Origin of the sequence: Bacillus sp. M6-12 (assembly GCF_002860285.1) — a bacterium.
Lineage (GTDB): Bacteria > Bacillota > Bacilli > Bacillales > DSM-1321 > Peribacillus.
The window spans coordinates 378,175-392,389 of the sequence record NZ_PGVF01000014.1; the positions used below are offsets into that span (position 1 = coordinate 378,175).

Here is a 14,215-nt window from a genome sequence, read left to right on the forward strand (position 1 = left end):
TATATAAAAAACACGTTAGATTTTCTAACATTAGTTTGACAAGAAAACTAACATTGAATATAATAGCATTAAGTTCAAACAAAAGAGGAGGATGCAAGGATGAGCGGCAGCAATATAAGACGCTCGATGCCACTGTTTCCTATCGGAATTGTCATGCAGCTAACAGAGCTATCTGCCCGCCAGATCCGGTATTACGAAGAGCATCAATTAATACATCCTGCCAGAACCGAAGGAAATCGCCGAATGTTTTCACTGATAGATATCGACCGGCTTCTGGAAATTAAAGACCTGCTTGAACAAGGTGTGAACCTCGCAGGCATCAAGAAAATACTTGAGGTAAAAAAAGAGCAAGATAAAGTAAATACTATCACTGGTGAGCAAGAAGAAAAAGCATCCAGACCTGTATTAAGCGATAGTGAGCTTCGAAAGCTTCTCCGTGCAGAAATGATGCACAGCGGCAAAAATCGCACCTCGCTTCGGCAGGGAGACATGTCACGCTTTTTCCATTAAAAATAAAAGATTTATTGAAATGTTAGGGAGGACTCGAACCATGGCAAAGTACACACGCGAAGATATTACACGGTTGGCGAAGGAAGAAAATGTAAAGTATATCCGTCTTCAATTCACGGATATTCTTGGAACTATCAAAAACGTTGAAATTCCAGTCAGCCAGCTAGGCAAAGCATTGGACAACAAAATGATGTTTGACGGTTCTTCCATCGAAGGCTTCGTCCGCATTGAGGAATCTGATATGTACCTGTATCCAGATTTAGATACATGGGTGGTTTTCCCTTGGACTTCCGAAAAAGGTAAGGTAGCCCGCCTGATCTGCGATATTTATAATACAGATGGTACTCCTTTTGAAGGTGACCCTCGCACAAACCTAAAGCGTATCTTAAATGAAATGAAGGAGCTTGGCTTCACGGACTTCAACTTGGGGCCTGAGCCTGAATTTTTCCTTTTCAAGCTTGATGAAAAAGGTGAACCAACTCTTGAGCTAAATGACAAAGGCGGATACTTTGACCTGGCTCCGACTGACTTGGGCGAAAACTGCCGCCGCGATATCGTACTTGAACTGGAAGAAATGGGCTTTGAAATTGAAGCTTCCCACCACGAAGTAGCACCTGGACAGCATGAAATTGATTTCAAGTATGCTGATGCAGTTACGGCTTGTGACCATATTCAGACGTTCAAACTTGTGGTAAAAACAATTGCACGTAAGCACGGCCTTCACGCAACCTTTATGCCAAAACCATTGTTTGGTGTTAATGGTTCCGGAATGCACTGCAACGTATCTCTTTTCAAAGGCAATGAAAACGCATTTTATGACACAGAAGGTGACCTAGAGCTTAGCGAAACAGCACACCAGTTTATCGCAGGGATCCTTAAGCATGCACCAAGCTTCACTGCTGTAACAAACCCGACTGTAAACTCTTACAAACGTCTGGTTCCTGGCTATGAAGCACCATGTTATGTTGCATGGTCTGCACGTAACCGCAGTCCGCTAATTCGTATTCCGGCTTCCCGTGGCGTAAGTACACGCGTTGAAGTACGCAGTGTTGACCCGGCTGCCAACCCATACCTTGCAGTGGCTGTTATTTTGCAAGCAGGACTTGATGGAATCAAGAACAAATTGACTCCGCCTCCAGCAGTTGACCGCAACATCTATGTAATGAATAAAGAAGAGCGTGAAGAAGCAGGAATCATCGATCTTCCGGCTACTCTAGCGGCTGCCCTAGACAAACTGAAGGCTGACGAAGTCATCACTTCGGCTTTGGGAAGCCACTTGCTTGAGCACTTTATTGAAGCAAAAGAAATTGAGTGGGATATGTTCCGTACACAAGTTCATCCTTGGGAACGCGAGCAGTATATGACAATGTACTAAGATGGAGAACCCTTGACACTATGGGTGTTCAAATGTAATATTTTTGTTGCTGCATACTATATATATTGATTTATCAACGTTTCAGTTATATTTGATACTATAAAGAGGTAATGGATTATAGGTAATCCGTTACCTCTTTTGTTACCCTTTTATCACCATGTTCTGTACATTTGACCACCTAATTAATATTTGTTTTGACCATTAAATGACCACCAAAAAATTAGCCAACATAAATTAGTGGGCTTTTCAATCATTTGTCTTTTCATTTCAGCAGTATCATGGCTGTATATTTGGAGAGTGTTAATAGGAGATGAATGTCCTAACCTGGTAGCTATCATCTTTACGTTCACTCCACTTTGTAACAATAGACTGGATGCAAATGTCGCCAGCCATGAAATTTCCTGTGTGGAAAGTTTGAGTTCTCATCAAAGTCTACACTCTTCCAGGATAGACCTAGTATTTCACGAGATAAGTGACTATAGAAATCTTACATTAATGCTGGTACTACAAATGTAACTATTGGAGGTACACAAGATGCGGTGGTGGGTACAGTCAATGTTAGTTAATCAATAAGGGGCATACCTCCGAATATTGAAGACTAAAGAAAAGGATTAATGAGATTAAACCTGCTCATTTAGAAATAGCTTATCTTTACGCTTATCTTACAAAGGGCGAATTTAACAACTACCAGTTAACAATGAGTGATATTAGTACTAAAAACTTAACTAACTATGGCAGAATGGTCAACTTATAAACAGTAAGAAGTGAAAGAATGACTATAGAAACGCCAAATTTAAAGATTCCTAAACTTACAGATACAGATTATTTTAACACAGCTAATTTAGGGGCCATTGATAAAAATGCTGCTACTCAATCGGAACTTACTGCGCATAAGGCGGAAACTGCGTCAACAACCATAGCTGGTCATGTTCAACTAAATGATAATATCAAGAGCACATTAATAACCCAAGCGGCGACAGCTAATGCGGTGAAGAAGGCGTATGATCTGGTGAATGGTAAATCGACAGTAGCTTCATCGACGACTAACGGAAACATTAAGGTTAACAATGCCGAAACAGTGGTTTATTCGCATCCCACAGGCGATGGAAATATGCACGTTCCTGCCACAGGCACCACAAATGACGGTAAGGTGCTTATGGCTGGATCGACAGATGGAAGTATTTCCTGGCAACCTTTACCGAATACTGGTGGCATGACACTAATCGCTAGTCAAACGTTAGCCAGTACACATGCAACGGTTTCGTTTATGAGTATTCCAAAGCCGATAACGCAGAACAAGGGCTTGCTGAGCTACGGTAAGATTACACCAGCACAATACGAAGAAATGACAGGAGAACCTTACGAAGCGTAAAGGTCTTTTTTTATGTCACATACGGACCATTATGCGGAACAGTGTGTATAATTTTTTGAAAGTACACCAGACATAAATAATTGGAATAGTCAGCGAACTCTTTGAGAATCCTAATATTCATGGAGCGGTTAATGAAAGAAGACGTCTTTAAAGGAGTATTATTCTTTATGGTGATTATATATAAGTCAATACTGATTTTTATAGTGGGATATCTTCTTTTGAGAGTAACCGGAAAGAAAGCTGTTGCGCAGATGCACAGTTTTGACTTATTGTACATCCTTATACTAGGTAATGTGATAAGTGAACCGTTAGAGGACGCTAACTTAGTAAAATCGGTTATCTACTCGATTATGCTAGTGATTTTATATAAAATATTTGCCAAGATAGCTTTAAATAATAAATTACGATGGGTTCTTTATGAAAGTCCGACAGTCTTAATTCGGAACGGTGATATCGATAGGGATGGGTTGAAGAAAGTTCGTATGCCTTTGGATGAATTATTGGCACAACTACGTATTAAAGGCTTCACAGATACTTCTAAGATTTCTATAGCCCTAATGGAGGATACTGGGAATATCAGCGTGATTCCGAAATCTGATTTTCGTCCTGTCCAACCTGCAGATCTGAGTAAAAAGGTTAACGAGACTTTTATTCCTATTCCATTAATTATGGATGGAGAAATCATTGGTCATAATTTAAAGTTTCTAAAACTTGATAGAGAGTGGCTGTATATAGAACTAAAAAAAGTTGGATTAAGGGTAGATGAAATAATGCTGGCTACCTATTCTCGAGACGGAAAATTAAAAATAGATGACAATGAAATTTTGGGACATAAAAATGATCCAAATTTCTATAAACCAGGTGAAGATAATTAGTTTAGGTTAAATATCCAATGGTGAATGAGAGAGCCAACAGCTAAGTGTTGGTTTTTTTGCCGTTTCCGGAACATTATGTGCAATAAAGTAAACACCTGATAGGGTGTATTTTTTATGCTTAATTTCAGGGTAGGCTATATGCTCATCCTTTTAGGATTGGAGGGAAAACACGGAACATTTACAAATTGTACATTCATACCTATTCGGTGATGTAAAATACCTTGATCTATTGTTGCTTGCTATGGCGGTTGATATCGTAACAGGTGTGTTGGGGGCCGTTAAAGAAAAACGCTTAAGAAGTCGTACAGCGTGGTGGGGATATGCAAGGAAGATTGGAGTACTTTCTGCAATTATTCTGACAAATGTTATTGATATTATATTGGGCATAAATGGAGCACTTGCACTTATGACAGTGCTTTTTTATTTGGGCAATGAAGGTGTATCAATCTTAGAAAACTTGTCTCAGTTAGGCGTTAAAGTGCCTAGCTTTATCAAAGACAGGTTTAGTTTTTTCATCAACATATAACAAAAAAATAGGGGAGTGGGGATACAAGAGATATAATAAGATATGTATTAGAAGCAGGAGTTGTCGAATGAGAAATAAAATTTCTGATTTTAAAAATTTGATTGAACGAGAATTGTTATATAAAGTGCACCTAACAAGCGAGCATGATTTTGACCCCATAAAAGTAGATAATGTTCCGGAACAATGGAAGTGTATTGGAGCTGGGAACTATGCTGCTGTGTTTTTACACTTGAATTATGAGGAGTGGGTGGTGAAGGTATATAGTCGTGATGTGAAAGCATTGAAAAAGGAAGTGCATGTATATCAAAAGTTGGGTTCACATCCAGCTTATTCTGAATTAATAGGCTTTGGTGATAGGTATTTAATTCTGAAAAGACTAAAGGGAATCACATTGTATGATGCCGTCCATAAAGGAAAGAGAATTCCTCAAGGTGTTATTAAAGATGTTAACAAAGCACTTGATTATGCAAGGACACAAGGACTCAATCCCTATGATGTTCACGGCAAAAACGTCATGATGAAAGACGGCAGAGGCTATGTTGTTGATATTTCAGACTTTTACAAAGAAGGTATAGACAAAAAATGGGATGATTTAGAAACGGCCTATAATAAAATATACAAACATACATTATACCTGTTTCCTATTAAAATCCCTTATTTTATTTTAGATTTAGTTCGTTACGGCTATCGTAAATATAAAAATGTAAAAAAACGAGTAAGAACAAAAAGAAGCTTGATTTAAACAGGATTTTTTTGACTATCACAAACTTATTTAGTTCCGAATAGAGACAATGAGCTGTATATACTCAATTCCGAACGTTCCATAGTAATGTTTTAAAATTCTGTCAACAAGCCCATCCTATTGCTTTTACAACAAATGGGATTAGTAAGAAATATTACCAGAAATTCCCTTGAGCCTTGGTACAAGAACTAGCTCAAGGGAATTATTTGAGGATTGATAAGAATACATATTTAATCCCGTTAAAAAAATCTAAAGGCGGCTAGAATTCTATTATTATAGAATTGGAATTTATAAACAAACGTAATCCTGCTATTTTTACAGTATAATTTGTTATTAAAGATGGAGAAAACATGAAAGGAAGAAAGTAAATGTCAGTAGTGTTAGTTAAAGGACAAAAATCAGATATTACAAAGCTAAACCCTAACATACGAACCATACGAATTGAACTTGATTGGAGATCAACTGATGATATAGAGCTTGATGCTTCTGCATTTCTTATAGGTCTAAATGGGAAGGTAAAGGACGATTCTGATTTTGTATTTTACGGCCAGCCCTCTTCATCTTGCAAATCAGTAACAAAAATCAATACAGGCCTTTCAACAAAACAGAACTTCCAAGTGTCTTTACATAAAATACCTGCCGAAGTCCAAAAAATCGTTTTTTCGTTAACCATATACAAATCAAATGAATCTTTTCGACAAATATCCGATATAAACATTCGAGTAATTCATGAACAAACCAACCAAGAATTATTATGTTTTCCAGTTCCAATTTCTTTTACTGAAGAAACAGCTATTGTAGTTGGAGAAGTATATAGAAATTCCGGTCATTGGAAATTCAATTCTGTAGGAGCGGGTTATTTCGGGGGATTGGCAGCCTTATGTAAATCGTATGGGGTAGATGTGGAAGAACCACAACAAACTTCAATCCAACCTCAGCAAACTCACCAGGCTACACAGAAGCCTGAATCAAATGAACCATCGGGAAACCCTGCTGTTTCTATTGTGAATATTTCTAAAATAGAGTTAAAGAAAAAGCAATCTGTTAACATTAAAAAATCTCAGCGAATAACAGCTACTCTCGAATGGGAAACAGCTAAAGATCTTGATCTATATTGTTTTTATGTATTAAAAAACGGTCAATCCGGAAAAGTTTATTATAGAGATTTAGGAAGCAGTAACCATTCTCCTTTTATTCGTCTTGATGGGGATTCTCAAGAGTTTGGAAAAGAAACAATTGAAATTTATAAAACGGATGAACTAGCATATGTTTTATTTGCTGCTTATAGCGCAGTAAGTAACGGTGTAGGAAGCTTTTATTCGATGCGGGCGAAAGCTGTCGTAGATAACCACATGGGTAATGTAGTTATAGCTCCACTTCTAGAATATAATGATCGTGCGTATTGGGTAGCACTGGCACATATCGACTTCACTGATGGTCAAGCAATGAAAGTGTCACATGTGGAGCGCTATTCACGTGACAATTCCGAAGCCTCCCCTATGCTTTATAATGATGGTAGTTTTAGAATGGATGTCGGTCCAATCGAGTTTAAAGATGAAGAAGACTACCTGAATTACTTTGGTCAGTAAAGAATGAATAATTAAATTAAGCCTCCCTAAAGGGGGGTTTTTATGTCGCAAATAGGTAATAAAGAATAGTTGAATACCCCGGATAGCAGTAAGTTGGAGATATAGCGAAGAGCATCGGTTTTTTACTAAGGTAAAAGGTCGAAGAGCTCCTATTCGATTGATATTTTACTTTGGTGTTTTTTAAACCTCCTCATTCGCTTTATTTGGACAAAAAACCTATTTGAGAATTTGTCAGATTTCACTGAATTATTTGCTGAAGGATTGACTTCCGCTCAATTTCTTTGATACGATTTCCACTGTATAGATATTACCATTTTATGGGGGTGATGGATTGGATAAATCAATTTATCAAAACTCTTTGGACTATGCAAAAAGAATGGACGAAAATGATTCTCTGTCCCATTTTCGTTATGAATTCTATTTGCAGCCAAACATTATTTATATGGATGGAAACTCTTTAGGGCTACTTTCAAAAAGAGCTGAACAAACATTATTACAATCACTGGAAGATTGGAAACAGCTTGGAATAGACGGTTGGACAAAAGGGAACCAGCCGTGGTTTTACATGTCAGAAACTGCTGGCCAGCTTGTTGCACCGTTTGTAGGCGCCTCTGTTAACGAGGTTATTGTAAGCGCTTCAACAACGGTGAATCTGCATCAATTGCTTTCAACGTTTTATACGCCTGATGGCATTCGAACAAAAATATTAGCCGATGAGCTTACATTTCCTTCTGATATATATGCCATCCAAAGCCAGCTTCAGCTGCATGGCAATGACGCTGATTCACATCTGATTCAAGTAAAAAGCAGGGATGGAAGGTATTTAGAAGAGGACGATATCATTAACCAAATGACTGATGAAGTAGCCTTGATCGTTTTGCCAACCGTCTTATACCGCAGCGGACAAATCCTTAATGTCAAAAAACTAACCGACGAAGCACACAAAAGAGGCATTTTAATAGGATTCGATGCTTGCCACTCTGTTGGAGCCATCCCTCATTCATTTAGCGAATGGGATGTTGATTTTGCATTTTGGTGCAATTATAAGCATCTAAACGGTGGACCCGGGAGCGTTGGGGGGCTGTTTGTAAATCAAAGGCATTTTGGCACAAGGCCTGGTCTTGCCGGATGGTTTGGTTCCAGAAAAGATAAACAATTTGACATGGAACATGCATTTATACCAGCAGATAATGCTGGTGCTTACCAAATAGGTACTCCCCATATTTTAAGTCTGGCACCATTGCTCGGCTCACTTGCGATTTTTCAGGAGGCCGGCATTGAAAATATTCGCCGAAAGTCACTGCAGCTCACTGAATATTTAATTGGATTAATCGACCATGAATTAACCGGCCTTGGTTTTTTCATAGGCAGCCCCAGAAATGAAAACAGCCGTGGAGGACATATCAGTCTTGAACATAAAGAAGCAGCAAGAATCTGCAAAGCTTTAAAAGTAAGTGGCATAATCCCTGATTTCCGTTCACCAAACATCATTCGTCTCGCCCCAATTGCGCTTTATACGTCATTCACGGAAGTATGGGAAGTCGTTCAAATCCTAAAGAAAATAATGAATGATAAGCAATATGAAAAGTTTCAAAATGAGCGCGAAGTTGTAGCGTAGACCCAAGTTAGGGGGAAGAAGATGAAACAGGCTGCCAATGAGGGACCTGGGTTAAAAAGTGAATTAAGCACAAAGCAGCTAACGATGATCGCCATGGGCTGTGCGATAGGGACTGGATTGTTTTTAGGAAGCGGACTTGCGATACAAACAGCAGGGCCGAGCGTTTTGATGAGTTATGTGATGGGAGCTTTCATCAGTTTTGCTGCTAATGGGCTGTTTGTCAGAAATGACGGTCGCTTATCCAACATCGGGTTCTTTTGGCACTATTGCTGAAAAGTATATCAGCCAGCTTGCGGGTTTTCTAGTCAGGTATTCTTACTGGATTGCAAATGTTTTGGCAGTCGGGGTAGAGGTCAGCGCAATTGCTGTTTATATGAAGTACTGGTTTCCCGATGTGCCTGGCATCATTTCGATTGCCTTTTTTGCCGCGGTATTGATTTACGTCAATATGAGAAGTGTAAACACTTTTGCTACTTTTGAGTATTGGTTTTCGATGATTAAAGTCAGCGCAATTGTCATGTTTATCATTTTATGAGCATATGTCCTTTTGGGCGGATCCCAATCAAGCGAAATGGGTCCAGCCAACTTTGTAAAAGAAGGAGGGTTTTTCCCGTTCGGTTGGTGGGGTATGTGGGTTGCAATTTTCATTTCATTGTTCAGCTTTTTGGGGACGGAATTGATAGCTGTTACTGCTGGAGAAGCGAAAAACCCTGATGTAGCGGTCCCGAAAGCACTAAAAGCTACTGTATTCCGTTTGTCGACGTTCTATGTTTTGACAATAGGCATCATGCTGATGATCGTTCCGTGGCAATCAGCTGGTGTTGATAAAAGTCCATTTGTGAAGGTGATGGAAATCCTGAACATCCCGGCTGCACCCGCCGGAGTCATAAACTTTATTGTCCTAACGGCAGCGTTATCTGCAATGAATAGCCAGCTTTATTCTTCCACACGTATGATGTACTCCTTATCACGAGGAACTTTTGCACCTGCCTTTTTAGGAAAAGTTAGCAAGAATGGTGTTCCTGCAAATGCACTGATGCTTTCAACCATGGGAATCTTACTCGCGGCTGCCGTTACTGCACTGACGCCTGATACCTCCTATGCCTTCTTGATGGGAATATCGATGTTCGGAGCCATTTTCACCTGGTTTATGGTCTTTGTATCACACTTGTTCTTCCGGAAAAAATGGGAAGAAACAGGAGGTCGTAAATTGCCGGTAAGGATGGCTGGATATCCTTTCATGACGATTTTAGGTGCTGCACTCTTATTTGCTTTAGTTGTTTCAACATGGTTTACAAATTTTAAGATCGTCCTGCAGTTTGGCATTCCCTGGTTAATATTCCTTACAATCGCATATTTTCTATGGAAAAAAGGACAGGAAAACAGACAGCGGACAGACTTTGACGACAGCAGTACTGCAAAACAAACCAAAATCGATTAACGGGACATGTTTGGGGGGGGGAACGATGGAAAAAGAAATTCGCACTGACTTTAAAAAAGCAATGTCGTATGGGGATTATCTTCATCTTGATAAAATTCTTTCAAGTCAGCACCGGTTATCCGGGCATCATGATGAGATGCTGTTTATCGTGATACATCAGGCAAGTGAATTATGGATGAAGTTGGCCATACATGAGCTGACTGCGGCAAGACAATGTATACGGAACAACGATTTGGAACCTTCTTTCAAGATGCTATCGCGCGTTTCAAGAATCCAGCAGCAATTAATCCAATCCTGGAACGTTCTTTCAACCTTAACTCCTGCTGATTACATGCAATTCAGGGATAAACTTGGCCAATCATCTGGCTTTCAATCTTACCAAAATCGTTTAATAGAATTCCTGCTGGGAAACAAAAACGCTCATAAACTCGATGTCTATCAGCATGAGGAAGTTCTTTATAACAAAATGCTCACTGCCCTGCAGGAGCCTGGAATCTATGATGCCGCGATTCAAGCGCTATCCATTAAAGGGCTTCCAGTGGATGAAAATGCGCTTAATCGTGACTGGTCCAAAAATTATCAGCACAATGAGAGTGTAGAAAAGGCATGGCTTACTGTATATCAAAATGTTGACCGATATTGGGATTTATATGAATTGGCAGAGAAACTTGTTGATATTGGCAGCCAACAGCAAATTTGGCGATTTAACCATATGACTACGGTGGAGAGGATCATCGGGCATAAACAGGGTACAGGTGGTTCTTCAGGTGTAACCTATTTAAAAAAGGCGATGGATCAGCACTTCTTCCCTGAACTATGGAGTGTACGCACAAGGTTATAATTTCATAGAAGTAGACGGCATCGATTAGAAGATCAACAGCTATTTAAAGGGCCGTCCATATCCGATTATGGGGTGAATGCAGTGAAACCTTGGAAGGATATATCACAGCAATTGAATGAAAATGTCCCTGTTTGGCCAGGAGATACAGCGTTTTCCTACAAAATTAACTGGTCGAAAGAAGAAAGTGGGTCGGTTAATGTAGGACAAATAACAATGAGTACCCATACTGGTACGCATATTGATGCACCATTCCATTTTGATAACCATGGAAAAAAAGTGATTGATCTAGACCTGAATTTGTATATCGGAAAAGCCAGGGTAATTCATTTACTTAATGTAGAAAGCATTGCCGTTCACCATTTCTCCGGTATTGATATTAAAGGGGTTATCAGACTGATCATTTATACAGGTGCCTGGCAAGGCAGGATGAGTTTTCCAGAAAAGATTCCGTTTATTGAACCCGACTTGGCCGAATATCTTGCGAATCAGGGAGTTCAGCTGCTTGGCCTTGACCTGCCTTCAGTAGACCCTCTAGATAGCAAGGGTTTACCAGCGCATCATCAGCTTTTCGCAAATGGAATCCATATTTTAGAAGGTCTTGTCCTGGAAGAAATCCAGCCGGGTGATTATGAAATAGCCGCTTTGCCATTACCATTAACAGAAGCGGATGGCAGCCCGGTGCGTGCTGTAATTAGAGAGCTGGATGAAGGTTAATACATTTCCCTTGGGTTAGATCCAAACTGCATACCAGAGGTTATACCAGCCTTAAAACGGGTAAAGGAGTACTGATACTACTTCTGAGGTGATAACTAATGAAATTTATAGATCAAATTTGGGAGAACATGACCAAAAACAACTGGGAACAATTAATTGATGGCGACCAACATTTTGAAGAACAGGATGAACAGGAGGAGTAATTATTTACTTCTCTTTTTTTATCTACATATAAACCAAATATTTATGGACAAATTAAGCTATACGGAGGTGAATGACGTGTCTGAAAAAGAGTATACAAATGTTAGCCTTGGTGGAAAATCACCAAAAGGAGTAAAAGGCATAGACCGAAATTATGAAAATAAAGAAGAAAAAAAGAAGGTAAATAAAACGCCAAAAGTCGATTTATAAGTAGGATTAACACTCTCTGCATAAAGGGGGTGTTTTTAGTTTGGTTAAAGTATAAAGAAACACCTATTTCAACAGGGAAGAGGCAGTTACTTTGCTGCTTAACATTAATTGATAAACGTCCACTTTCCATTATTCTTTTGACATTTTTTTGTCATATATACAGTAATCGTGTGAGCGTCTTTTTATCTCATTAGCAGAAAAACACTGTGATACCACTAAATACGGTTTATACAAATTAACTATTACAAAATAACCTGAAGCGGCATTACTTAAGCGGGTGTCATATATTTAAGGTTACTGTACTTAGTTAATTTTTAGAAACTAGTCTATATTTCATAAACAAAAAAAGCGCAGAATGCGCTTTAGAAAATCTACGTTATTGAATTTGACGGTAAAGGCCGATAACTCTGCCGAGAATGGATACATTTCGTAGAATAATAGGATCCATGCTTGAATTTTCCGGCTGAAGGCGGAAATAATCTTTCTCTTTGAAGAATCTCTTTACAGTTGCTTCGTCTTCTTCTGTCATGGCCACTACTATATCCCCGTTGTTGGCTGTTTTCTGCTGGCGTACGATGACAAAGTCTCCGTCAAGGATGCCTGCTTCAATCATGCTGTCTCCCATAATTTCCAGCATGAACACATGTTCGTCATGAGGGGCCAAATGCTCCGGAAGAGGGAAGTATTCTTCAATATTCTCAATCGCTGTAATTGGCAGTCCTGCGGTTACTTTTCCGAGCAGCGGAACGTTTATTACATTGCTTCTTGGTATAGTACTCGCTTCATCAAGATCCAGTACTTCAATCGCGCGGGGTTTTGTCGGATCTCTTCTGATTAACCCCTTGCTCTCAAGCCGGGCTAAATGACCGTGGACGGTTGAACTGGAAGCCAGCCCTACAGCCTCGCCTATTTCCCTAACAGAAGGCGGATAGCCTTTCTTTCTGACCTCTTCTTTTATAAAAGCAAGTATATCTTGCTGCCTCTTGGATAATTTAGTCATTTTTAACGCACCCCAATCTCCGAAATCTTACTTTTAGTATAGCATGGAAAAACAAGGGATACAAACATAAGTTCGAATTTTCGTTGACACAAAACAAATGTTCGGTATATACTTCAAATATAAAAACGAACAAATATTCGGTTATTCTGAAAGGGGCATGGAACATGAAACAATTATGCAGAAATCATTCAAATACTTTAATCTTAATTTGCCTGTCTTTAGTTTTCTCAATTTTACTGACTATTAATTTTTCGAAGGAAGATAAGGATAGCTATCAAACAGTGAAAGTATCATCCGGAGATACATTGTGGGATATTGCAGGCCAGTATGAATCATCCGCTAATACAAGAGATGAAATTATCAAATGGATTGAAAAACATAACCAAGTCGAGGGCGGGCAAATTCGACAAGGGCAGGAGTTAAAGGTACCGGCAATTAACGATAAGCAGATCGGAAACTTGGCAGGAGACTTTTAGAAGGATGGATAATTATGAAGGCGATTATTTACTGCAGGGTCAGTACAGAAAAGGAATCCCAGGAGTCTTCCCTGGAGCGTCAGCAGGAAGAGCTTCTTGAGCTAGCAGCAAGGCTGGGATTTGCTGTAACAGGTGTAATCAAAGAACAGGCGAGCGGGTTTGAACTTGACAGAGACGGAATCTTTGAACTGCTTGAAGTAATCAGGGAAGAAAAAGCAGTAGCCGTTCTGGTTCAGGATGAAACGAGGCTGGGAAGAGGGAATGCAAAGATCGCCCTGTTTCATGTCATTTTAAAAGAGGGTGCAAAACTCTATTCGCTTGCTCATGAAGGCGAGATGGAACTTTCGGATTCAGACACAATGGTCCTTCAAATAGTAGGGATTGTTGAGGAATATCAGAGGAAATTACATAATATCAAAATTAAGCGAGGAATGCTTAGGGCAATTGACAAGGGATATCAGCCCCTGAAAAATTTAAAAAACCGGGGCAATCCCGGAGGGCGTGAGCGCAAGGAAATACCAGTTGAAGAAATTGTCCGCCTGCGCGGAAATGGATTGACCTTCGCTGAAATCGCCGCAACCTTAAGAGGGTTTGGTTTTAATATCTCCAAAGCTACTGTTAATAGGCGGTATCTTGAATATGCAATGAAAGAAAACCGTAAGTCATAGAACTTGTTTTTTTCATTATTTTTATATAACATGGCAATATGAAAAATCCAAAAGGAG

Annotated in this window: 14 protein-coding genes and 1 pseudogene; 14 read left to right on the forward strand and 1 reads right to left on the reverse strand. The window is 39.4% G+C overall.

Going from position 1 to position 14,215, the window contains the following annotated elements; all coding sequences use genetic code 11:
- The first annotated feature begins 99 nt into the window (after positions 1 to 99).
- The 12 genes and pseudogenes from CVD28_RS16965 (at position 100) to CVD28_RS28850 (ending at position 12,014) form a co-directional block, all read left to right on the forward strand.
- Positions 100 to 510, forward strand: a complete 411-nt coding sequence (locus CVD28_RS16965) for a MerR family transcriptional regulator (protein ID WP_101594035.1) — start codon at positions 100 to 102, stop codon at positions 508 to 510.
- A gap of 40 nt (positions 511 to 550) precedes the next feature.
- The gene (gene glnA, locus CVD28_RS16970; protein WP_101594038.1) at positions 551 to 1,885 is read left to right on the forward strand and encodes a type I glutamate--ammonia ligase; all 1,335 of its coding nucleotides are present in this window, start codon (positions 551 to 553) and stop codon (positions 1,883 to 1,885) included.
- A gap of 772 nt (positions 1,886 to 2,657) precedes the next feature.
- Positions 2,658 to 3,257, forward strand: a complete 600-nt coding sequence (locus CVD28_RS16975; protein WP_101594041.1) for a tail fiber protein — start codon at positions 2,658 to 2,660, stop codon at positions 3,255 to 3,257.
- Positions 3,258 to 3,388: 131 nt separating this feature from the next.
- Positions 3,389 to 4,132: a DUF421 domain-containing protein gene (locus tag CVD28_RS16980; RefSeq protein ID WP_180954194.1), complete on the forward strand. Its 744-nt coding sequence runs from the start codon at positions 3,389 to 3,391 to the stop codon at positions 4,130 to 4,132.
- 184 nt (positions 4,133 to 4,316) lie between these two features.
- A complete protein-coding gene (locus CVD28_RS16985) occupies positions 4,317 to 4,658 on the forward strand; it encodes a phage holin family protein (protein ID WP_101594045.1) in 342 nt (113 codons plus the stop codon).
- 67 nt (positions 4,659 to 4,725) lie between these two features.
- Complete coding sequence (locus CVD28_RS16990) at positions 4,726 to 5,400, forward strand: serine/threonine protein kinase (protein WP_101594047.1); 675 nt, start codon at positions 4,726 to 4,728, stop codon at positions 5,398 to 5,400.
- Positions 5,401 to 5,768: 368 nt separating this feature from the next.
- Positions 5,769 to 6,989, forward strand: coding sequence for a TerD family protein (locus CVD28_RS16995; protein ID WP_101594049.1), 1,221 nt, complete (start codon positions 5,769 to 5,771; stop codon positions 6,987 to 6,989).
- A 376-nt stretch (positions 6,990 to 7,365) separates the two neighbouring features.
- On the forward strand, positions 7,366 to 8,607 hold the full coding sequence (kynU, locus tag CVD28_RS17000; RefSeq protein WP_374702541.1) for a kynureninase: 1,242 nt from the start codon (positions 7,366 to 7,368) through the stop codon (positions 8,605 to 8,607).
- Between the two features lie 21 nt (positions 8,608 to 8,628).
- Positions 8,629 to 10,048: pseudogene (locus CVD28_RS17005) on the forward strand (amino acid permease).
- Positions 10,023 to 10,889: a tryptophan 2,3-dioxygenase gene (kynA, locus tag CVD28_RS17010; protein ID WP_374702542.1), complete on the forward strand. Its 867-nt coding sequence runs from the start codon at positions 10,023 to 10,025 to the stop codon at positions 10,887 to 10,889. The pseudogene CVD28_RS17005 and the gene kynA overlap by 26 nt, the downstream one beginning before the upstream one ends.
- Positions 10,890 to 10,970: 81 nt before the next feature.
- A complete protein-coding gene (gene kynB, locus CVD28_RS17015; RefSeq protein WP_101594055.1) occupies positions 10,971 to 11,603 on the forward strand; it encodes an arylformamidase in 633 nt (210 codons plus the stop codon).
- 279 nt (positions 11,604 to 11,882) lie between these two features.
- Positions 11,883 to 12,014, forward strand: coding sequence for a hypothetical protein (locus CVD28_RS28850; RefSeq protein WP_257985894.1), 132 nt, complete (start codon positions 11,883 to 11,885; stop codon positions 12,012 to 12,014).
- A 376-nt stretch (positions 12,015 to 12,390) separates the two neighbouring features.
- Here the strand turns inward: CVD28_RS28850 and lexA are convergent, their stop codons facing one another.
- Positions 12,391 to 13,014 (reverse strand): transcriptional repressor LexA, encoded by a 624-nt coding sequence (lexA, locus tag CVD28_RS17020; RefSeq protein WP_101594057.1) that lies wholly within the window; start codon positions 13,012 to 13,014, stop codon positions 12,391 to 12,393.
- A 164-nt stretch (positions 13,015 to 13,178) separates the two neighbouring features.
- Between lexA and yneA the strand changes: the two genes are divergently transcribed.
- A complete protein-coding gene (gene yneA / locus CVD28_RS17025; protein ID WP_101594060.1) occupies positions 13,179 to 13,490 on the forward strand; it encodes a cell division suppressor protein YneA in 312 nt (103 codons plus the stop codon).
- 14 nt (positions 13,491 to 13,504) lie between these two features.
- Entirely contained in the window at positions 13,505 to 14,158 is a 654-nt protein-coding gene (locus CVD28_RS17030; RefSeq protein WP_101594063.1) for a YneB family resolvase-like protein, read from the forward strand.
- Positions 14,159 to 14,215: the final 57 nt, after the last annotated feature.